This is a genomic window from Pseudomonas sp. Q11 (genome assembly GCF_024494355.1).
In the GTDB taxonomy this organism is placed as follows: Bacteria; Pseudomonadota; Gammaproteobacteria; order Pseudomonadales; family Pseudomonadaceae; genus Aquipseudomonas; species Aquipseudomonas hefeiensis.
The window spans coordinates 89,095-109,787 of record NZ_JAKNQY010000004.1 but is presented as its reverse complement, the minus strand read 5'-3'; the positions used below and the strand labels follow the sequence as shown (position 1 = coordinate 109,787).

The 20,693-nt window shown below is 60.9% G+C and carries 17 protein-coding genes; 9 read left to right on the top strand and 8 right to left on the bottom strand.

All coding sequences use genetic code 11. The annotated features are described in order from the left end of the window. Positions 1-221 precede the first annotated feature (221 nt). Together MA884_RS06260 and MA884_RS06255 are read left to right on the top strand one after the other, a co-directional pair. Positions 222-1,124 (top strand): LysR family transcriptional regulator, encoded by a 903-nt coding sequence (locus tag MA884_RS06260; RefSeq protein WP_256229579.1) that lies wholly within the window; start codon positions 222-224, stop codon positions 1,122-1,124. A gap of 125 nt (positions 1,125-1,249) precedes the next feature. Next, on the top strand, positions 1,250-1,876 hold the full coding sequence (locus MA884_RS06255) for a glutathione S-transferase family protein (RefSeq protein WP_256229577.1): 627 nt from the start codon (positions 1,250-1,252) through the stop codon (positions 1,874-1,876). A gap of 57 nt (positions 1,877-1,933) precedes the next feature. Here the strand turns inward: MA884_RS06255 and MA884_RS06250 are convergent, their stop codons facing one another. From MA884_RS06250 to MA884_RS06215, 8 genes are read right to left on the bottom strand one after another with little or no spacing between them, the layout of a single operon-like run. Further along, positions 1,934-3,064: a glycosyltransferase family 4 protein gene (locus MA884_RS06250; protein WP_256229576.1), complete on the bottom strand. Its 1,131-nt coding sequence runs from the start codon at positions 3,062-3,064 to the stop codon at positions 1,934-1,936. Then, the gene (locus MA884_RS06245) at positions 3,065-4,195 is read right to left on the bottom strand and encodes a glycosyltransferase family 1 protein (protein ID WP_256229575.1); all 1,131 of its coding nucleotides are present in this window, start codon (positions 4,193-4,195) and stop codon (positions 3,065-3,067) included. It abuts the gene before it with no gap. Continuing rightward, positions 4,186-5,553 carry a glycosyltransferase family 1 protein gene (locus MA884_RS06240; protein ID WP_256229573.1) on the bottom strand — a complete coding sequence of 456 codons (1,368 nt, stop codon included), beginning with the start codon at positions 5,551-5,553 and terminating at the stop codon, positions 4,186-4,188. The genes MA884_RS06245 and MA884_RS06240 overlap by 10 nt, the downstream gene beginning before the upstream one ends. Further along, a complete protein-coding gene (locus MA884_RS06235) occupies positions 5,550-6,815 on the bottom strand; it encodes an ABC transporter ATP-binding protein (protein WP_256229572.1) in 1,266 nt (421 codons plus the stop codon). Before MA884_RS06235 ends, MA884_RS06240 begins: the two co-directional genes overlap by 4 nt. Further along, positions 6,815-7,612, bottom strand: a complete 798-nt coding sequence (locus MA884_RS06230) for an ABC transporter permease (protein ID WP_256229571.1) — start codon at positions 7,610-7,612, stop codon at positions 6,815-6,817. The genes MA884_RS06235 and MA884_RS06230 overlap by 1 nt, the downstream gene beginning before the upstream one ends. Beyond that, a complete protein-coding gene (locus tag MA884_RS06225; protein ID WP_256229570.1) occupies positions 7,612-9,054 on the bottom strand; it encodes a mannose-1-phosphate guanylyltransferase/mannose-6-phosphate isomerase in 1,443 nt (480 codons plus the stop codon). The genes MA884_RS06230 and MA884_RS06225 overlap by 1 nt, the downstream gene beginning before the upstream one ends. Before the next feature lie 3 nt (positions 9,055-9,057). Next, positions 9,058-10,026, bottom strand: a complete 969-nt coding sequence (gene gmd / locus MA884_RS06220; RefSeq protein WP_256229569.1) for a GDP-mannose 4,6-dehydratase — start codon at positions 10,024-10,026, stop codon at positions 9,058-9,060. Next, positions 10,023-10,937 carry a GDP-mannose 4,6-dehydratase gene (locus MA884_RS06215; RefSeq protein WP_256229568.1) on the bottom strand — a complete coding sequence of 305 codons (915 nt, stop codon included), beginning with the start codon at positions 10,935-10,937 and terminating at the stop codon, positions 10,023-10,025. Before MA884_RS06215 ends, gmd begins: the two co-directional genes overlap by 4 nt. 424 nt (positions 10,938-11,361) lie before the next feature. Between MA884_RS06215 and MA884_RS06210 the strand changes: the two genes are divergently transcribed. From MA884_RS06210 to MA884_RS06180, 7 genes are all read left to right on the top strand, one after another. Further along, positions 11,362-12,957: a glycosyltransferase gene (locus MA884_RS06210; RefSeq protein WP_256229567.1), complete on the top strand. Its 1,596-nt coding sequence runs from the start codon at positions 11,362-11,364 to the stop codon at positions 12,955-12,957. Next, on the top strand, positions 12,951-14,243 hold the full coding sequence (locus MA884_RS06205; RefSeq protein ID WP_256229566.1) for a glycosyltransferase: 1,293 nt from the start codon (positions 12,951-12,953) through the stop codon (positions 14,241-14,243). Before MA884_RS06210 ends, MA884_RS06205 begins: the two co-directional genes overlap by 7 nt. Then, on the top strand, positions 14,240-15,115 hold the full coding sequence (locus MA884_RS06200) for a bifunctional 2-polyprenyl-6-hydroxyphenol methylase/3-demethylubiquinol 3-O-methyltransferase UbiG (protein ID WP_256229565.1): 876 nt from the start codon (positions 14,240-14,242) through the stop codon (positions 15,113-15,115). Before MA884_RS06205 ends, MA884_RS06200 begins: the two co-directional genes overlap by 4 nt. Continuing rightward, positions 15,112-16,266 carry an acyltransferase gene (locus MA884_RS06195; RefSeq protein WP_256229564.1) on the top strand — a complete coding sequence of 385 codons (1,155 nt, stop codon included), beginning with the start codon at positions 15,112-15,114 and terminating at the stop codon, positions 16,264-16,266. Before MA884_RS06200 ends, MA884_RS06195 begins: the two co-directional genes overlap by 4 nt. Further along, complete coding sequence (locus tag MA884_RS06190) at positions 16,260-17,075, top strand: class I SAM-dependent methyltransferase (RefSeq protein WP_256229563.1); 816 nt, start codon at positions 16,260-16,262, stop codon at positions 17,073-17,075. The genes MA884_RS06195 and MA884_RS06190 overlap by 7 nt, the downstream gene beginning before the upstream one ends. 79 nt (positions 17,076-17,154) lie before the next feature. Beyond that, entirely contained in the window at positions 17,155-18,348 is a 1,194-nt protein-coding gene (locus tag MA884_RS06185; RefSeq protein WP_256229562.1) for a DUF3142 domain-containing protein, read from the top strand. Then, the gene (locus tag MA884_RS06180; protein ID WP_256229561.1) at positions 18,335-20,485 is read left to right on the top strand and encodes a hypothetical protein; all 2,151 of its coding nucleotides are present in this window, start codon (positions 18,335-18,337) and stop codon (positions 20,483-20,485) included. The genes MA884_RS06185 and MA884_RS06180 overlap by 14 nt, the downstream gene beginning before the upstream one ends. Positions 20,486-20,693: the final 208 nt, after the last annotated feature.

Genomic DNA, 20,693 nt, shown 5'->3' with positions numbered 1-20,693 from the left:
GAGCAAGCCCGCTCCCACAAGATCTACGTCATGGTTCGAGTCATTAAGTTGTCATGAAAGTATGCTCGATGGTACCAAGCATAGCCGCAATTGATCGGGTCGATGTTCCAGTGCCCGGTTGCGTTGCGCTGTGGTTCGCTGGCGCGGCCCCTACAATGGCGGGGCTGCGCTGATTTGAGGTGCGCAGCCAACTTGTATCAGGGTTTCTCATCGGGGGCTAAATGGACAGGTTTCAGGAAATGCAGGTTTTTGTCGCCGTAGCCCAGGACTCCGGTTTTTCGGCGGCGGCGCGGCGCCTGGGCTTGTCGGCGGCCAGCGTCACGCGCGCGGTGGCGGCGTTGGAGCAACGCATCGGTACGCCCTTGCTGGTGCGCACTACCCGCAACGTATACCTGAGCGAAGCGGGTCAGCGCTTTCTCGAGGACTGCCGCCGAATTCTGGCTGATTTGCAGGAAGCCGAGGATTCAGCGGTCGGCAGTCACGCCCAGCCCCGGGGGCAATTGACGATTACTGCCCCGGTGCTGTTCGGCCAGTTATTTGTCACGCCGGTGCTGGTCGATTACCTGCAGCAATTTCCCGAGGTGGGCATCAATGCCTTATTGCTGGACCGTATCGTCAGCATGGTCGAGGAGGGCATAGACGTCGCCGTACGCATTGGCGAGTTGCCCGACAGCAACCAGCACGCGGTGCGTGTTGGTGAAGTGCGACGGGTGGTTTGCGGTTCCCCTGAACTCTTCGCTCGCCATGGCCGACCCGCACACCCGCAGGATCTGGAGCACCTGCCGGTGGTCGCCTCATCGGCCACCGGTCAGATCAGAAACTGGGCGTTCATCGACGCAGGGCAACCGCTCTCTGTGCGGCCCGCGCCGAGACTGGTGGTCACGGCCAACCAGGCCGCAATCACGGCGGCCTGTCAGGGGTTGGGGTTGACTCGGGTCCTGTCTTATCAGGTGGCGGGCAACGTTGCCAACGGGGAACTGGAGATCGTTCTGGCTGACTTCGAACTGCCGCCCCTGCCGATCCATGTGGTGTATCAGGGCGGGCGCAAGGCGCCGGCGCGAGTACGCAGTTTTGTTGACTTTACCGTTCGTGCGTTGCGCGAACATCCGGCCTTGAAAGGCTGAGACATTGTTTCTCTGCTTGAAACAATGGATTGCATATTCGGGTGATTCTCTAGTCTTCAGTTGAGGCGGAAGATGACCTCATCGACGCCGTTCTGCTGATGGCGTCACTTGCAGCGGAGTCGACCATGAATCCCATCAAGCTTTATCACTTCCCGCTTTCCGGCCACGCGCATCGCGTTCAATTGATGCTTTCCTTGCTCGGGTTGCCCGTCGAGGTGGTTTTTGTTGACCTGGCCAAAGGCGAACACAAACAGGCAGATTTCCTGGCTATTAACGCCTTTGGACAAGTGCCGGTCATTGACGATGACGGTAGGGTGCTGGCTGATTCCAACGCCATCCTGGTGTACCTGGCGCAAACATATGGCAAGGGCCAATGGCTGCCAACGGACCCGGTCGGCGCCGCCCGGGTGCAGCGCTGGTTGTCGGTGGCGGCTGGGCCGCTCCATGCGGGGCCGGCCTCGGCGCGATTGATTACGGTGTTCGGCGCACCTTACAACGCAGAGGAGGTGATCGCCCGTTCCCACAGCCTGCTCAAAGTCATTGACCAACACTTGAGCAGCAGCACGTATCTGGCAGGTGACACTGCGACGATTGCCGATGTTGCCGGCTACAGCTACATCGCCCATGCCCCGGAGGGCAATGTGTCGCTGGAGGACTACCCCAACGTACGTGCATGGCTGGGGCGGATCGAAGCCTTGCCCGGGTTCGTCGGCATGCCGCGTACGGCTGTCGGGTTGCAACAGCACGCTTGAAAATGCGCTGAGCAGCCTTGAGGCGAGGGGGTTATTCGCTCGCCTCAAGGACTGGCGTTACGCGTAGGAAAGCGCCTTTTGCTCCAGCAACGCCTCATACAGTTGCAGCCATTTTCGGCCCATCTCCTCGGAGGTGAACAACTGTCGGTAACGCTCTTCGGCCCGGATGCCCATTTCCCTGGCCTGTGTCGGGTTGTCCCACAGGGTACGCATCGCTTCCCGGAAAGCTTCGGGGTTGCTGGGCGGCACCACCAGGCCTGTTTCATTGTGGATATTGATGTAGCTGGTGCCGGTGCCGATCTCGCTGGAGATCATCGGTTTACCGTACATCGCACCTTCGAGCAGGGATATGCCAAAAGCTTCGGAGCGCAGGTGCGAAGGGAACACGATGGCGTAGCTCAGTTCCAGCAATGCCACTTTGTCTTCATCTCCCAGACGTCCGAGGAAGTGCAGGTTGCGCAGGCCCAGCGCCTGTGCCTGGGCATGCAGTACTTTCTCCAGCGGGCCGGCACCGACGATGACCACCGGATAATCCACACCTTTGAGGGCGTCGAGCAGAATGTGCAGGCCCTTGTAGTAACGCATCACCCCCACGAACAGAAAGAAGCGCTCGCCCAGTTTCGTCTTCCACTGCGCGATGCGTTCAGCGTCAGGCTGTGGATAACTGGCTTTGTTCAAGCCATAGGTGATGACCTGGGTTTTATCGCGGTAGTCCTTGAGCACATCGCTGGTATGCACATAGTTAGGCGACGCCGCGACGATGCGATCCGCGCCGTTCAAGAAGCGTCGCATCAGAGGGCGATACAGCTTCAGCAGGTGCCGCTGACGCACGATGTCAGAGTGGTAGGTGACGACGTAGGGCTTTTTCACCGCGCTGCAAAAGTGCACCAGGTCCATGAATGGCCAGGGGAAGTGGTAATTGATCACGTCCGCTTCGGCCGCCAATTCGCGGAATTTCTTGAAAACGCTGTAGGAAAATCCGGTGGAGGCCAGCATAAAATCCATCCGGGCCTGATGAACCTTATGCTGTCGGATGCTGATCGGGCCCGAGGCCGGATCGCTGCTCAGCGTCAGCACGGTGTTGTCGATGCCCAATCGGTCACTGCTGTCGCACAGCTGGAAAATAACCTGTTCGATGCCGCCCATGGAGTCAGGCAGATAGGTTTTGTAAAAGTGCAGGACTCGCATTCAACCTCCCAGAACCTGGCGATAGGCGTCGGTGGTCACCTTTGCACACCGTTGCCAGGAAAAAAGCGCCGCCTGTTGCAACCCGGCGTCACGACACGCCTGCCAATGCAGGCGATCTTCGATCAACCGGTCCATGGCGTCGCGCATGCCTTGGGGATCGTCGGGCTCGCAATAATTGCCGGCCGCCCCGGCCACTTCCGGCATCGCCGAGCAGCGGGTGGTAATCACCGGGGTGCCGCTGGCCATGGCTTCGAGTACCGGCAGGCCAAAACCTTCATAGAGCGACGGAAAGATCAGTGCCCGTGCTCCCGCCAACAACTGGGCAACCTGCTCGTCGGGCAGGTAACCCGCCAGGCAAATATGACCGCCAGCCAGGGCACTTTTCAACTCGTCATTGAGTTGTGCGCGCTGCCATCCGCTCATTCCCACGATGAACAACGGAAAAGCCTGACGTACGGATTCGGGTAATCCGGCGTGGGCACGCAGGGCCAATGACAGGTTCTTGCGGGGCTCCAGGGTGCCGACGCACAAAAAATAACCACCTGGTTCCAGCCCATGGGCTTTGAGAACCCCGTCGATGACCTCGGGTTCACGCGGATGGAAGCGCGCCGCGACGCCCAGCGGGGCGACCCTCAGGCGTTCGGCGGGCAGGCCGAAATGCTGCTGCGCTTCATCGGCGATGAACTGCGAGTCGGTCAAAATCAGTTGTGCCTGTTCCACCGCCCGGTTCAGCCGTCGCTCGATCTCTTTCAGTCGTGCCGGCGGTTGTGTCTCGGGGTAGCGCAGATGGGTCAGGTCATGCAGGGTCATCACCGTCGGCCCTTCGAAGGCCAGGGGCCACAGGCTCGGTTCGTGATACAGGTCGATGGCGCGGGAACGGCCCTGGTCGAAGCGTTTCTGTTCCAGCCAGCGCCTCGCCCGATAGGCCCCCGGCACCTGTCGCAGCAAAGGTGAAAGCCTTGAATAACCTGGCGTGGCCGCCTGCGGTAACTGCGAGCTCCAGCCCCAGCCGTGGAACAGTGACAACTGCACATCCGGCTCCTGGGCCAGGGCGGTGGCCAGTTCCGCCACGTAATGACCGATGCCGGTGCGTGGCGCCTGGAGAATCCGGGCGTTGAGAGCTATCCGCATGCTGTTTCCCTGTCGAGGATCACTTCATCAAGGTGTCGCTCGATTCGCTCCACCAATTGCGCACTGGCTTGGCGCCAGCTCAGCCATTGCCATTGGTCGAGGGGACGACTGGCCGGGAAAATCCCGCTGTTTTCCATGCCGGTCACCAGGTCTGCCAGGCTCTGGGGATCTTCTAGATTGAAATAGGCCATGAATTCACCACCGATTTCCCGAAACACCTCGATGTCGCTGCCCATCGCCGGCAAGCCGCGTTGCATGGCCTCCACCAAAGGCAGGCCGAAGCCTTCCACGTAGGACGGGAATACCAGTGCCGTAGCGTGTTGGTAGGCATGTTCCAGGCTATGGTCCGAGAGGTTGTTGAACATGAACAGGCGGCTGTAGAGTTGCGGGTGGCGCCGGATACGTTCGATCAGGGCCTCGCATTTCCAGCCGATTTTCCCAACGATGCACAATCGTGCCCGGGAGCCGGCGGCCCAGGCGCGATCGAACGCATCGAGCAGGTAAGCGTGGTTCTTGCGCGGCTCGATGGTACTGACCATCAGGAACACCGGCTCGGGCTGCGTGAATACTCGCAACAGTTTGCTGTCGATGGCGCTGGTGGCATCCACCAAATCCAGCTCGCTGCCCAGGTGGAAATAGTCGAACCAGCGCTCACTTACCTGCTGTTTGCCAACGCGCCGCTCCATTTCCAGGCGAACCTGGTCACGGATGGTGCTGGAGATCGCGATGTAACCGTCAGCGGTGCGGGCAATCCAGTCGAACCAATGATTGAACACCTTCACCAGCCCGGCGTCGCAGAACTGCGGGTGGGTCAGGGGAATCAGGTCGTAGATCACCGAGATGATCCCGACGCCATCGTGCTTGAGCTGTTCGGCCAGAGGAAAGAAGTCGGCGTGCCAGGAAGAGTCCAGCAGCACCAGCTGATCGCCGGCCCGATGTTGAAGGGGCACGCAACGCGTTGGGACATGCTGGCATTTGAGCAAGCGATCGAGCACCCGGATCGGAATGCTCAGAAAGCCCAGGGCAAACAGCCGGCAGCCAACGTACAACACGCGGCGTGCCCAGCGCGACTGGCTGAAGGGGCGTCGCCGTTCAAGCGTCCGATGTTTGAGCCAGAACAGACTGGCGAACTGCTCCAGCCGTACCCGCAGGCTGACCAGATCCAACCCCCTGGAGGGCAGTGGGGCGAGGCTCTTCACTTCATACAACTTGCCTTGCAGCATGACGACGGGGATGCATTCGTGCGCTGCGTCTGTGGCCGGCAGTTCGCGGATAACGTTGCGCACCACGCGCTGAATCCCGGAATTGGCTCTGGGATGTTCATACACGTAGGTGCACTCCATCAGCAGGCGAGTCATGGCAGTTCCTTTTGCGTCAGTTCTTCGGCCTTGGGTATTGCCGAGCGCTGGATGCTGGTACGGGCCTGAAGCCACGAACAGCCGACAAAATCTTCCTGACGATTGTTGATGACGTGGAACACCAGCCCGTAGTCGCGCCATTCGAAATTGCGGTCCAGGTGCGAATCCAGCCGGGACAGGCTTAGCGCGACGGAGTAATTGCCCTTGCCCAGGCGCATGTCAAAGCTGAAACGGAAGGTGACGTGCTCGCCGGCCTTGAGGTCGGTCACGGCTTTATCCTGGCGATGGGTGTTGATGCCGTACATGGGCTGGCCGAGGCGGTCCTTGATCAGGAAACCCAGCACCAGCCGCTCAATGTCCTGGCGGACTTCGACCCGCACCTGCAACACCATCGGTTGGCCGATTTCGGCCACTTCCACCGACTGGCCCTGACTGTTCAACAACTGTACATCCACAATGCCGGCCTCGCCGGTGCCGGAGATAGTGCGTACCTGGCCGTTGGCGAGCATCTCCTGGCGGACGATCTGACCCTCGCGCTGGGCCAGCATCGCGTTGTAATAATCCATCACCTCTTCCGGCTTGCCATGCATGGCCATGCGCCCGTGCTCCAGCAGGATGGCGCTGTCGCAGATCGACTGAATCGCCGAGCGGTCGTGGGACACGATCAGCAGCGTCGTACCGGCCTTGCGAAAACTGCGGATGCGCTCAAAGCTTTTGTGCTGGAAGTAGGCGTCACCCACCGACAGGGCTTCATCGACGATCAGGATATCCGGGCGGCGGGCCGTGGCGACGCTGAAGGCCAGGCGCATTTGCATGCCACTGGAATAGGTGCGTACCGGCTGGTCGATGGCCTCGCCGATTTCGGCAAAACCCTCGATCTCAGGCATCAATGATTCGATTTCCTCCACTTGCATGCCCAGCAACTGGCCGGCCATGAAGGCGTTTTGGCGGCCTGTGAAATCCGGGTGGAACCCCATGCCCAGCTCCAGCAACGCAGCGACGCGGCCGCGCAGTTGAATGTGCCCACAGGTGGGTTGGGTGGTGCCGGTGATCATCTTGAGCAACGTGCTTTTGCCTGCGCCGTTGACCCCGACGATGCCGACAGCTTCCCCGGGCTGGATCTCGAAATCGACGCCCTGCAGGATCCAGTGCAATTGATGACGTGGGCGGGAAAAGGGAATCAGCCACTCGAACAACCGGCTCCAGCGGTTCGGATACTGCTTGTAGGCCTTGCCCAGGCCACTGACGCGTAAATGCCCCATCAGAGTTCGTCCACCATTTCACCGCCGCGCCGTCGAAACATTCGCAAACCGGTGACGCACATCAGTAGTCCGATGACCAGCAGCGGTGTCAGCGAACTCCAGACTGGCCACTGGTTGTAGAGAAACAGGTTCTGGTAACTCTGCATCAGCGCTGTCATGGGGTTGAGGGCCAGCAGTTGCTGGATCGACGGCGGCAGGATGGTCATCGGGTAAACAATGGGCGTTAGCCAGAACCAGAATTGCAGGCAAATACCGAACAGTTGCCCGACATCGCGAAAGAACACGTTGAGAATCCCCAGCAACATGCCCAGCCCGGCGGCGAACATCACTTGCAGGGCCAGCAATGGCACCAGCGCCAGCAACGTCATCCCTGGCCAGCGGCCGGTGATCAACAGGAAACCGAGAAACAGACCGAGGATGATCGCGAAGTTGATCCCGGCGTTGAACAGCACAATCACCGGCAGGCAGATCCTGGGAAAGCTGATCTTCTTCAGCAGATTGGCATTTTCCAGAAACATGCCCTGACTGCGGGTCGTGATCTCGGCGAAGAACCCCCACGTCAGCAGCCCGGCGCAAAGGTAGACGCTGTAGGCCATGCCATCGTCCACCCCCGGCAGGCGGGCGCGCATGATGTGGGAAAAAACCACGGTGTAGACGAGGATCATCGACAGCGGATTGAGCACGGTCCACAACGCGCCGAACAACGAGTTGCGATAGCGCGCCTGAAACTCGCGCTTGACGCTGCCGAGGACGAAACCGCGGTAGCTCCACAGCGCGCGGTGCAAGGTCAGCAACATCAGACGGCCCTGCCGTAGTGATCCTCGAAGCGCACGATGTCATCTTCTCCCAAGTATTCACCGCTCTGGACTTCGATGATCACCAGGTCGATGACGCCGGGATTTTCCAGGCGATGCTTGTGGCCGGCGGGGATGAACGTTGACTCGTTCTTGGCAACCAGGTGCGAGCCCGCGCCGTTGTTGGTCACCTTGGCCATGCCTTCGACCACCACCCAGTGTTCGTTGCGATGATGGTGCATTTGCAGCGACAGCGACGCGCCGGGTTTGACCACGATGCGCTTGATTTTAAAGCGCGGGCCTTCTTCCAGAACGGTGTAGCTGCCCCAAGGGCGGCTGACCGTGCGGTGCAGGCGATAGGTTTCGTGTTCCTTGTCCTTGAGCTGCCGGGCCACGCGGCGAACATCCTGGGCACGGTCGGCATGAGCCACCAGCACCGCATCGGCGGTATCGATGATGATCAGGTTTTCCACGCCCAGCGCGGCCACCAAGCGTCCTTCACTCTGGACGTAGTTGTTCTGGCTGTCGATGAACAACGCTTCGCCGCTGACGCGGTTGTTCTGTGCATCGGCGGGTACCAGGTCGGCGACAGCGCTCCAGGAGCCGATATCGCTCCAGTCGAATGTGGCGGGGATCACCACGACGTTGTTGGAGCGCTCCATCAAGGCATAGTCGATAGAGATATCCGGCATTTCGGCAAAATGCACCGCGGACAGTTCCTGTTGCACGCAACCTGAGGTTTCTACTGCGGTGCTCGCTGTCACGCAGGCGCGAGCCTGTTCCAGCAACTGCGGTGCGTGAATTTGCAATTCAGCCAGCAGGGTTTTGACCGAGAAGCAGAACATGCCCGAATTCCACAGGAACCGGCCGCTTTCCAGATAGTGTGTTGCGGTTTGCAAGTCGGGTTTTTCGACGAAGCGTACGACCTTGGCAGCGCCTTTGGTATCCAGGGGCTTACCTCGTTCGATATAACCGAAGCCGGTTTCCGGTGTCGTGGGCAGCACGCCGAATGTCACCAGGTGACCGTTTTTGGCCAGTTGCGTTGCATGCTCCACTGAAGCCTTGAAGGCGGCCTCATCCCGGATCAGGTGGTCGGCGGGCATCACCACCATGATCGTGTCGTCACCGTGCAGGGCCTGCACCGCGAGAGTGGCTGCGGCAATGGCCGGCGCGGTGTTGCGACCTGCAGGCTCAAGTACGAAGTGACCGCGGTGGCGTTCTACGTGGGCGCTTTGATAGTGGTCACGGCTTTGGAAGTAGTATTCGCGATTGGTCACGGTGACGATGTCGCCCCGACCGTCGAACAGCCCTGCGGCGCGTCGGTAGGTCTTGCCCAGCAGCGACTGGCCGTCGGGCAGGATCATGAAGGGTTTGGGATGGCCCTCGCGGGATACCGGCCACAATCTCGTCCCGGCACCGCCGGAGAGAATCACGGGAATGAGCATGACCTACTCCTTGGCGATGCGTTTCATGTCCGCATCCACCATCATGCGGATCAGGGTGTCGAGGTCGGTCCTGGGCTTCCAGCCCAGTACGCGTTGCGCCTTCGCCGGGTTGCCAAGCAGCACGTCCACCTCCGCCGGGCGGAAAAACGCCGGATCGATCTTCACGAAATCACGGTAGTCCAGGCCCACATGTTCGAAGGCGATCCTGCACATCTCACGCACGGTGGTGGTCACGCCTGTGGCAACCACGTAGTCGTCGGGCTTGTCCTGTTGCAACATCAGCCACATGGCTTCGACGTAATCGCCGGCAAATCCCCAGTCACGCTTGGCGTCGATATTGCCCAGGCGCAGTTCCTGCTGCTTGCCTTGCTTGATGCGCGCAGCGGCATCGGTGACCTTGCGCGTCACGAACTCGATGCCGCGCAGGGGGGATTCGTGATTGAACAGGATGCCGCTGCTGGCGTGCAGGCCGAAGCTTTCGCGGTAGTTGACGGTGATCCAGTGGCCGTACAGTTTCGCCACGCCATAGGGGCTGCGTGGGTAGAACGGCGTGTGCTCATCCTGCTGCTCGGCCTGGATAAGGCCGAACATTTCGCTGGTGGACGCCTGGTAGAAGCGGGTTTCAGGGCTGAACTGGCGAATGCCTTCGAGCAGGTGAGTCACCCCGAGGCCATCGACGATTCCAGTGGTCACCGGCTGGTCCCAGGAAGCGGCGACGAAACTTTGCGCGGCCAGGTTGTACACCTCGTCCGGGGCTGACTTGATCACTGCCCGCTGTACCGAGCAGGCGTCGGCCATATCACCGTCCAGGTAGACGATGTCGTGCTCGATCCCTGTCTCTCGCAGTCGCCAGCGCGAATCGCTGCTTCGCCGGGCCACCAGGCCGTGGACTTTATAACCCTTGTCGAGCAGTAACTTGGCCAGATACGCGCCGTCCTGGCCGGTGATCCCTGTGATCAATGCACTTTTCATTCTTGTTGTACCCGTATCTCCCAGTCGGACAGGATCGCCCGCAAGGATTGTTGTGTTGTTGTTTCAGGCGTCCATCCGGTGGCCTGGCGTAGCTTGGCAGGGCTACCGCAGACGCGACGCTGTTCTGCGCGGCGAAGACGCGCAGGGTCCTGGATCAGTTGCACATCGACCTGGGCGATATCGCCCAATTGTTCGATCAGACTGTGAATACTCTGCTCGTGACCCGAACAGATGTTGTAGGTCTGCCCCGGTGCGCCGTGATCCAGCAGTGCCAGGTAGGCCGAAATCACATCGCCCACGTCAAGAAAGTCGCGGGTGACATCGATATCGCCCACTTGCAACTGAGCCGATTGCAGACCCCGTTTGATACGGCTGATCTGCCGGGCAGCGCTGGCGATGACGAAGCTGTCCTTCTGACCGGTGCCGATGTGGTTGAAAGGCCGGGCTACCAGCACCGGCCAGCCTTCGCTCATGCCCCATTGCAGGCTCAGCAGTTCGGCTGACAGCTTGCTCACGGCATAGGGGTTGCGCGGGGCGGGGGGGTGCAGTTCGGTAATGGGGAGCTGGTTTTCATTGACCTGGCCATAAACATCACCGGAGCTGACATACAGAAATGTGCCGGTGAACCCCCGGGCTTTGAGGGCCTGGAGAAGATTCAAAGTGCCAAGCAGGTTGATTTGCAGGGTGCGCGCCGGGTCGCGAAAGGCTTCGGGAACGAATGTCTGGCCTGCCAGGTGGATCACGGCATCGGGAATCTCGGGCCAGAGACCTTCCAGGGATCTACCGTCCGTCAGGTCATAACGGCTTGGGACGGACATCACCTGCCAGCTGGAATCGGGGGCATCCAGGCGAGATTTGATGTGGCGTCCTACAAACCCGCCGAGGCCTGTAACGAACAGACGTTTTTTCAAGCACCAGCCCTCTTGATGCAAACTTCGTCTGGTGCGGAACTGAGTAGGATATTTCCGTAAGTTCGGAGAAACCCATTCGAAAGTCGGCCCAGATGAAATTTTTGTTGTAGTTGTTTGGTTGCCAATCTGTGCCAATTTCGAAGCAATTTCAACCACGCAAACCGTGACCGGTCAGTTCTCATATTTATAGCCGGTTTATTCTCATTCGCCTGTTCACGAACCCTTGGCTGATGTGGTTAGAATGCCCCTGTCACGACCCCTGCGATGTCGATTCCAAGTCGAATCACGGGGCAAGGGCCACTAAAAACAAGAACGAGACGGGTAAGCAGACAATCGACGAGCAACGGCCTCCTGGCCGGAGCGGTTCGTGAGTCGACCGTCATGAGGTGGAGTCGCCGGGATGGCAGCTCCATGATGGGATGCCATGAATTTCATTCTTTACTCGGACGTAAACGACCACTCCATCAGCCAGAGCCTCGGCCGCCCTGAGTACAGTTATTACTTCGTGCTCAAGGCTTATCGCCCCGTGCTGGAAAGTCTGGGGCGGGTGCATGTGGTGTCGTCGGTCGCCGAGGTCGATCCGCTTTATCAGACGTTGCAGCAGGCGGGGCAGGACTGCCTGTTCCTCTCGTTTTCCCCGCCCCACAAGACGCCCGTCGATCTGCTATGCCCCATGGTCTGCGTGGTAGCCTGGGAGTTCGACTCGATCCCGGCCGAGCACTGGGATGACGACCTGCGGCATGACTGGAGCCGTACGCTGGCGCGCCATGGTCGGGTGATTACCCTGTCCAGTCACACGGCCGAGGCGATCCGTCGCACGTTGGGCGAGGATTTCCCGGTGCTGGTCTTGCCCACTCCACTGTGGGAACGCTTCGCCGCGGTTCGTGAGCAATACCCCATTACACCGGTCAACCCGGGGACGGTCTTACAGATCAAGGGCTGCATTATCGACAGCCGCCCCCTTGGGCTGTCGGCAGATGGCTTGATCGCTCCGCTTACCGAAGCGGCATCGGGGAGGGCGCCCATCGAACCTGGAGCCCTGACGTGGCGGCGCCGCGCTTTCATCTCCCGGCACTACCTGCGCGAAGTGTTGCGCGCCGTGACCGCAAAGGCTGCCCAAGGGCCGTTGTGGCTGATCAAGCACAACCTGTTGTGCTGGTATCGCGAAGCGGTTCGCGACCTGGTGCCCGTGCAGGTACGCATTTTGGTGAGCCGGGTGGTGAGAGGGCCGGCGCGGCCTGTGCCGGGTATCGCCGAGCCAACTCCAGAACCGGCGCCAGCGGAACATCCCCAGGCGGTTCTGCCGGACACCCGTCGGGTGGTGGAAACCGAAGTCAGCGGGGTGGTGTATGTCAGCGTGTTCAACCCCGATGACGGTCGCAAGAACTGGCATCACTTGATCACGGCATTCTGTTGGGCGCTGCGGGACGTCGAGGACGCCACGCTGGTGCTGAAAATGACCCAGAACGACCTGTCGACCTATTACGTCGAATTGCTCACGCTGCTGTCTCAGCTATCGCCGTTCCGCTGTCGGGTAGTGGTGATGCATGGCTATCTGGAGGACGAACAATTCGCCCGCTTGTACGGTGCGGCGAGTTTTTACGTCAATGCGTCGCGCTGCGAAGGCTTGTGCCTGCCGCTGATGGAGTTCATGTCTTGCGCGCGCCCGGCCATCGCGCCAGACCACACGGCAATGGGCGACTACATCGATACCGAGGTGGCCTTTATCGTCAAGTCCAGCCATGAGCCCACCATCTGGCCGGAAGATTCGCGCATTTTGTACCGCACCCTGCGCCATCGGCCCGATTGGGGGTCGTTGAAACTTGCTTACCAGCAGAGCTACGCCATGGCTCGGCATCAGCCCCAGGCCTATCAGGCCATGGCCGTCGCGGCGAGCGAGCGCATGCGCCGCTATTGCGGTTTTGCCCCGGTGCAGCAGCGCCTGGTGGATTTCCTGGCCCCGCAAGGCTGCACCGAAAACGCACCGCTGCTGCCTCAGGTGGGTGCCGCATCATGCTGATCATTGTTTATTCGGAAACCAACCAGAGCAACATTCTTGAGAACCTCGGCAAGCCCGAATACAGCTATTACTTTGTGCTCAAGGAGTTTCGTCCCGTACTGGAGCGGCTGGGGCACGTCATTGAAGTGACCCGGCCGGAAGAAGAAGTCGATCAGCTATACGCCGACTGCCTGGAGCGTGGTGAGGATTGTGTCTTCCTGTCCTTTTCACCGCCCCATCGCACCGCCGCCGACTATACCTGCCCGACCGTTCCGGTCTTCGCCTGGGAGTTCAGCACCATCCCGACCGAAAGCTGGCAGGGTGAACCACGGCACGACTGGCGGGTGGTCCTTGGGGCAACCGGTATGGCGATTACCCATTCCAGCTTCACTGTCAACGCTGTGCGGGAAGTCATGGGTGTCGATTTTCCCATCGTCGCCATTGCCGCACCGGTCTGGGACCGGTTTGCCGCTCGCGGCGCGATGCTGGCCCAGCGACCCACGGTCGATCACATGCGACTGCAATTGCGCGGTCTGTTGATCGACAGCCGCACCGCCGACCTGCGGCCCTACGGCCCACCAGCGCACCAGGCCGGTACACCGCTGGTTTTTGACGCTCCGGCCGAGGATTGCGAGCTGCTTCTGGACGGGGTGGTGTATACATCGGTCTTCAACCCTTACGACGGACGCAAGAACTGGAAGGACATGATCAGCGCATTTTGCGCGACGTTCCGCGACGTTCCTGACGCAACGCTGGTGCTCAAGCTGACCCACCACGACGTCACCGCCGCGCTCAACGACATGTTGCACCATGTCTACAAGAACCAGTCATACCGCTGCCGCATCGTGCTGATCCACGGTTACCTGGCGGACGCGGACTACGAGCGGTTGGTGGAGGCCACTCGCTACGTGGTCAACTGCTCCTACGGCGAGGGGCAGTGCTTGCCGCTGATGGAGTTCATGTCCTGTGGCCGGCCGGCAATTGCACCCTTGAACACGGCGATGGCCGATTACATCGACCACGACAATGCCTTTGTCGTCGATTGCACCGAGGAACTGACTGCCTGGCCCCACGACCCCCGTGCAGCGTTTCGTACCCTGCGCTATGTCACCGATTGGGACTCGCTGTGCTCGGCCTATCGCGCCAGCTATGACGTGGCCAAAAACGACCCCGAGCGCTATCGCCGGATGTCGGCCCATGCCGTGCGGAGTCTGGAAACGTTCTGCAGCCAGGCCAACGCGGAGCAGCATCTACGGGCGTTCTTTGAACAGGTTTTCGAGCGTCGCCGGAACGCGCAGCAACCATGATCGGGCGGTTGCTGGCGTGGCTCAGGCCACCCGTCGAACCCGCCGCGCCGCCATCGACTGGCGCCGTGTCGCCCCGTGACGCAGGCCTCTACGATGCAATGCTCGACGGCTGGTTTCTCAATGACAGCGGCGAACTGCTCAAAGGCTTCGCTATCACGGCCCAGGACACCTTGCTGGACGTCGGTTGCGGGGAGGGCGTGGCGACCTTGTTTGCAATGCGCCAAGGCGCTTCGGTGATTTTTACCGACAGCGAATACGACAAGGTGCGCAGCCTGGCTCGGCAGGTCGAGGCTCAAACCAGAGCACCGTTTCTGGGCCTGGTCAGCAATAGCCTGCCGCTGCCTCTGACCGATGGCTGCGCCAACAAAATCGTGTGCATGGAAGTGCTCGAGCATGTCGATCAACCCGAGCCGTTCATGGCCGAACTGGTGCGCATGGGCCGGCCAGGGGCGCAGTACCTGCTCAGCGTGCCGGCCCCGGTGGGCGAGCATCTACAGCAAGGCATCGCGCCGCCGGGTTATTTCCAGTCTCCCAACCATGTGCAGATTTTCAGTGCCGAACGCTTCGCTGCATTAGTGGAGGACGCGGGACTGGTCATCGAGCATCGTCAGGCCAGCGGCTTTTTCTGGGTCATGGGCATGATTTTTTTCTGGGCCAGCGAACGGGCGGCCGGCCGGAACCTTGAGGGTGCGGTGCGTGACCAGATCCAGGCGCCTTACCCGCCGCTGATGGAGCGCTGGGCGAGCGTCTGGCAGGACTTGCTGACGCGACCCGATGGCCTGGCGATCAAGCAGGTCCTCGATCAATTCATGCCCAAGAGCCAGGTCATCATTGCCCGCAAACCTGATCCTGCCACCCGGAGCTCAGCATGAGCAGCCAGCGAATCATGGACATCGAGTTGTTGCGCGCCGTTGCGGTGATGGGGGTGCTGTTCCATCACGTTCAAGGCATGCCGTTTCCTGGCGGATGGCCGCGTCTGGCGGCTCTTTCCGGCAGCTTCCAGCTGTGGTGGGGCGTGGATCTGTTCTTCGCGATATCGGGCTTTGTCATTGGTCGCAGTCTGATCCCGCAACTGCGTGGTTGTGACAATTCTCGGCAGTTCTGGGCCACCGCCCGCGAATTCTGGATTCGCCGGGCGTTTCGCTTGCTGCCGTCGGCGTGGCTCTGGCTCTTGCTGATGCTGCTGGCGGCGTTTTTTTTCAATCGCTCCGGTGCGTTTGGCAGTGTGCAAGCCAACGTACAGGCGACCCTGGCCGGTTTTCTGCAATTCGCCAATTTGCGTTTTGCCGATGCATTCATGCGATACGAATATGGTGCGAGCTTTGTGTACTGGACGCTCTCGCTGGAAGAGCAGTTCTATTTCATTCTGCCGCTGCTGGTGTTCGTCTCGCGCCGGTATCTGGTCTGGGTGCTGCTGGCGGTGGTGCTGGTACAGTTTTTCACCTGGCGTGCGGTATGGCTTTCGGTGATCCGCACAGACGCCCTGGCCCTCGGCGTGCTGCTGTCGATCTGGAGTTTGCGGCACGGGTACGGGCGGTTCGAACCCAGATGGCTGCGCTGGCCCGGAGCGGGGATGTTGCTGATCATCGTTTTGGGGGGCGTGATGGCGTGGATTGCCACTGAACGCTTCAATCTGTCGTTCTACCGTCTCGGAGTCATCGCGCTGCTCAGCGCCGTGCTGGTGTGGGTCGCCTCCTATGACCGGGACTACCTGCTGCCCCGCAGCCCGTTGAAAACCGCGCTGACCTGGGTTGGCAGCCGGTCCTATGGGATCTATCTGATTCACATCCCGGTGTTTTTCCTGCTGCGCGAACTGTGGTTTCGTTTCGCCCCGTTGGGATCACCGGACGTGGCGAGCGATCCCTGGCTGGCCCTTGCCTGTGCCTTGACGCTGATCGGGCTGTTGAGCGAACTCAACTACCGGATGGTCGAAATGCCCATGCGCGATCGCGGTACTCAACTGGTTGAACGCCTGCGTGCCGCCCGTCCTGTCCTTCCCGTCTCTGGAGCCCCTTCATGCTGAGCCTTTTGAAGAAACTCACCACGGGCACGCCCGCGCCCGCAACGCCAGCGGCCGACAAGGTCGACCCCTATATGCTCGGGCTGCACGATGCGATGCTCAGCGGCTGGTTCAATCAGCAAACCGGAGAGCTGTTCAGCGGTTTCCCGGTTGCACCTGAAGACACGTTGCTGGACGTTGGCTGCGGCGACGGTGGCAACGTGCATTTTTGTGGCATGCGCGGGGCGAAGATCATCATCGCCGACATCGACGCGACCAAGGTCGAGGCCACCCGCCAGCGCTTGAGCGACACTCCGGCGCGCGACGTCGAATGCCATGTGACCGACTGCAACCCCCTGCCCATTGCCGATGCGACGGTCACCCGCGTGGTGTCCACGGAAGTCATTGAGCATGTCGACGACCCGGCACAGTTTCTCGCCGAGTTGGTACGGGTCGGCCGGCCCGGCGCGCTGTACCTGTTGAGCGTGCCGCACCCCAGCTCCGAAGACCTGCAAAAAGACATCGCCGCGCCGGAGTATTTCCGGAAGCCCAATCACATTCGCATCATCAGTGAAGAGCAGTTCAAGGCGATGGTCAGTGAGGCCGGGCTGGAGGTGTTGAGTCACAGCCAGTACGGTTTCTACTGGTCGATGTGGATGCTGTTGTTCTGGGAAGCGAAAGTCGATTTCAGCAACGCCGACCACCCGTTGCTCAACCATTGGGCAGACACCTGGCAAGCGGTGCTCAATTCGCCCCGCGGCGCGCAGATCAAGCAGGCGCTGGATGCGGTAGTGGCTAAGAGTCAGGTGATTATTGCGCGCAAGCCTGAATGACAGGGTACTGGGGATGAATTCATTTGTGGCTGGCGCGGGAGGGGTTAATCTGCCTGCCTTTTTTGGGGGCTGAAATTCCATGGCTTTTCTTTTCCGGCTATCGCTGACCTTTGCCGCATTGCTTTTAAGCGGCTGCGAACAGTCCCCGGCCCCGGCTCTCGATCAACAACTCTATGTCTGGCAGCGCCAGTGGACGCCGGCCCACGCGCCGGCGCTGCGGCAAAGTCATAGGGATTTTTCCAGCCTGCGCATTCTTGCCTTGCAGGCCTTTCCCCGGGCCGGCTGGAGCCGCGCACGGATCGATCCGCAACTGCTCAAGGCTGACGGTCGACCGCTGATCGCAGTGATACGCCTGGACGGTCAGCTCAAATTTCTGGATCAGGACGATGTGATCGCGCAGATCCAGCAACTGCTGAGCGACTGGCAAGCCCAGGGCTTGGTCCCAGTGGGGGTAGAGATCGACCACGACGCCGGCAATGCACGGCTGCCTGCCTACGGCGCATTTTTGAGCCGATTACGGCAAACCCTACCCGCCACGCTGGGGCTGAGCATCACGGCGCTGCCGGCCTGGCTCGACAGCCCTGCGCTGCCAGGGCTGCTGCAGACGGTGGACAGCAGTGTGTTGCAGGTCCACGCGGTGAGTGATCCCCGGCAGGGGCTGTTCGACCCGAAACAGGCTTTGCGCTGGGCCGAACGCTGGAGTGGTGTGACCACGCGACCGTTCTATCTGGCCCTGCCAGCCTACGGCGTGGCGCTGTTGACCCAGGACAGTGGCGGGCCGGTGGTGGAAAGCGAAGTGCCGATCGATCAAGGCGGCGAGCGTCGTGAGCTGCTGGCTGATCCGCAGCAAGTGGCTGGGCTGGTAGCGGAACTGGGGGCCGAGCCGCCGACACACCTGGCCGGGCTGATCTGGTTTCGCCTGCCGCTGGCGGATGACCGACGTGCCTGGAGCTTGACCACTCTCGGCGCCGTTGCGCGGGGAGACAGCCTGGACGGTCGCCTGGCCTTGCGTGTGCACGAACAGGGCGGGCTTTACGATATTGCGTTGGTTAACCAGGGCAATCTCGACAGCCCCTGGCCGCAACGCCTGACCTTGGTCGTTGGCGCCTGCGACGGTGCCGATGCGCTGGCGGGGTACACGTTGCAACAAACTCCCGGACTGCTTACCTTCACCCGCATTCAGGAAGGCCGCCTGGCCGCCGGCGCCCAGCGTGCCGTTGGCTGGGCGCGCTGTACGAAAATTGACCAAGGAGGTTCTAATGTTCACCCGTAAGTGGCCCAGTCGCCTGCTCTGCCTGAGCCTCAGCCTGCCGGTGGGCCAGGTGCTGGCCTGCGGACCGGATTTCCCGATGCGCCTGTTGGATAACCGTAGCCAATCGCTGGCGGATTTGCCCGAAGGCAGCTTTCGCTTCGAGATCAGTCGCCTCGGCCACGCAATTGCCGGGCTCAAGCCGGCCACCGAGGCGACGGGCAAGCCGGATCACCGCTACGGTGATTTGCCTGCCTACGTCGAACAACGCAACAAGGCCGAACAGCTTGGCCTGACCCCGCCGCAGCAAGCGGTGGTGGAGCGTTTGCGGGCGCTGACCGACGTCCAGCAGGTCACCACTGAAGCGGCCAATTTGCCTGCCGAACTGCGGCTGTACGCGATCGGCGCGGCGGCCTTCAACGCCGGCGAGCATGCGCAGGCGGTCGATTGGTTCCGTCAGTTACTCGCGTTGCCGGCGCACGAGCGCCGGCTGCGTAGCACCTGGGCCGCGTATTCCGAGGGGCGAGCATTGTTCGCCATGAGTACCGAGGCGGGCAGCGGTGAACCGGCAGTATTGCTGGACCAGGCTCAAGAGGCATTCCGTCAGGCTCGTCAGTTGAGCATCAGTGGCTTCAGCGATCCGTTGGAGCTGGGTGTCGCCAGCCTCGGCGAAGAAGCCCGGGTTGCCTATACCCGTGGCGATTGGAACAGTGCCATTGAACTCTATGCCAGCCAGAATCTGCTGGGCTCCGAGGTCGGCTACAGCTCGTTGAAGCAATTGGTCGGTGACCTGAGCGAGCAGCCGGACGAGCACTTGACGCGCCTGCTCAAAGGTAAGGCAGTGCAACAACTGATCACCGCTTCGTTGCTCAGCCGTATCGGCTGGTCATTCGGTGAACAACCGCCCGGCGAGAAACGGCTGGTCAAATTGCTGCAAGCCAGCACCCGTGACAGCCTCGATAATGCCGACCGCCTGGCGGCGGTGAATTATCAACAAGGCGATTATGCCGCCGCGAAGGCGTTCCTGGAAAAGGCTGGCGACAGCGGGCTGGCCTGGTGGCTGCGGGCCAAACTGGCGGTGCGCGACGGTGACAAAGGCGCCGCGGCAGCGGCTTATGCCAAAGCCGCACAGGCGTTTCCAAAAGACGAGTCGTGGGGCGAGCGACGCACGCCGGATTGGGACTACGAGTCGGTGCAACCCAAGTGTCGGGTCGAAGGCGAAAGTGCGATCCTGGCCTTGCAACGAGGCGATTATCTCCAAGCCTTCGATCAGCTCTACCGCAGCCAGAGCCTTTATTGGTATGACGCCGCCACGGTCGCTGAGCGGGTGCTGACAGTCGACGAACTCAAGCAGTACGTCGACGCTCAAGTCCCGGCGGTGCCGCCGTTGAGCCAGCAAGATCGCGACAATTACCTGCAACTGCCGGTGGCCGCGAACCTGCGCAACCTGTTGGGGCGCCGCTTGCTACGAGAGGGACGCTACGACGAGGCGCCGGACTACTTCGACAACGTCGAGCTACAGAACCAGGCCCGAGCCTATGGGCAGTTGCGCCAGGAGGCCGAATCCAGGTGGTGGCCCACCCGACGGGCCGAGGCGTATTTCAATGCGTCCTGGATCGCACGTACCAAGGGTATGGAACTGCTCGGATACGAGATGGCGCCGGACTACGCCACCTTCGGCGGCAACTATCGCCTTGAACCCGCCAAACTGAAGGTTGGGCCGCTGATCACCGAAGACGAGTGGCAACGCCAGCAGGCCAGCGCCGCGCAACCGGATGGGCGTTATCACTATCGTTTTGTCGCCACGGCGTTGGCGAGCCAGGCGGCCGATAACCTGCCCCATACCAGCCATGCGTTTGCAGCGGTGCTGTGTGCCGCAGTGGGGTACAACTCCAGCCTGGCAGAGCAACGCGCGCTGTATCAACGTTATGTGCAGCACGGTCCTTACGTGGACTGGGCCTGGGATTTTGGCCGTCACTGTCCTTATCCTGATTTTGGCAATGCGGACAAACGCTACGTTACCCAGGCGCTGGAGCCGATTCGTTCGGTATTGCGCCCCTACAAGGTTTGGCTGCAAATAGCCGGTGTCCTGGTGGTGGTGGCGGTGGGGCTGGGGCTGATCAGCCGTCGCCAGCGCAAGGGTCGGATTTCGGCTGGCTAGGCGTTGTTTGTAAAAACCGGGCACGGCTGGAAGCAAACCTTGCTTCCAGCCTGTTGTGGATAAGTTCACCTATTACATCTACCAGCGTCCGTGGAGCGCATAGGTGGAACGTGACCATGAGTTTGGTTCCACGTGGAACAAATTCGTCCTTCCGCCAACCATTCTCATAGTCAGCTACGCAGGGGACGTACCACTTCAAGCAGCTACT

Coding starts and splice junctions, on each gene's coding strand:
- gmd (WP_256229569.1), bottom strand. CDS start 10,026: ATGAAAAGTGCATTGATCACAGGGATCACCGGCCAGGACGGCGCGTAT.
- MA884_RS06210 (WP_256229567.1), top strand. CDS start 11,362: ATGAATTTCATTCTTTACTCGGACGTAAACGACCACTCCATCAGCCAG.
- MA884_RS06230 (WP_256229571.1), bottom strand. CDS start 7,612: ATGTTGCTGACCTTGCACCGCGCGCTGTGGAGCTACCGCGGTTTCGTC.
- MA884_RS06180 (WP_256229561.1), top strand. CDS start 18,335: ATGTTCACCCGTAAGTGGCCCAGTCGCCTGCTCTGCCTGAGCCTCAGC.
- MA884_RS06195 (WP_256229564.1), top strand. CDS start 15,112: ATGAGCAGCCAGCGAATCATGGACATCGAGTTGTTGCGCGCCGTTGCG.
- MA884_RS06185 (WP_256229562.1), top strand. CDS start 17,155: ATGGCTTTTCTTTTCCGGCTATCGCTGACCTTTGCCGCATTGCTTTTA.
- MA884_RS06200 (WP_256229565.1), top strand. CDS start 14,240: ATGATCGGGCGGTTGCTGGCGTGGCTCAGGCCACCCGTCGAACCCGCC.
- MA884_RS06225 (WP_256229570.1), bottom strand. CDS start 9,054: ATGCTCATTCCCGTGATTCTCTCCGGCGGTGCCGGGACGAGATTGTGG.
- MA884_RS06250 (WP_256229576.1), bottom strand. CDS start 3,064: ATGCGAGTCCTGCACTTTTACAAAACCTATCTGCCTGACTCCATGGGC.
- MA884_RS06255 (WP_256229577.1), top strand. CDS start 1,250: ATGAATCCCATCAAGCTTTATCACTTCCCGCTTTCCGGCCACGCGCAT.
- MA884_RS06260 (WP_256229579.1), top strand. CDS start 222: ATGGACAGGTTTCAGGAAATGCAGGTTTTTGTCGCCGTAGCCCAGGAC.
- MA884_RS06205 (WP_256229566.1), top strand. CDS start 12,951: ATGCTGATCATTGTTTATTCGGAAACCAACCAGAGCAACATTCTTGAG.
- MA884_RS06245 (WP_256229575.1), bottom strand. CDS start 4,195: ATGCGGATAGCTCTCAACGCCCGGATTCTCCAGGCGCCACGCACCGGC.
- MA884_RS06235 (WP_256229572.1), bottom strand. CDS start 6,815: ATGGGGCATTTACGCGTCAGTGGCCTGGGCAAGGCCTACAAGCAGTAT.
- MA884_RS06240 (WP_256229573.1), bottom strand. CDS start 5,553: ATGACTCGCCTGCTGATGGAGTGCACCTACGTGTATGAACATCCCAGA.
- MA884_RS06190 (WP_256229563.1), top strand. CDS start 16,260: ATGCTGAGCCTTTTGAAGAAACTCACCACGGGCACGCCCGCGCCCGCA.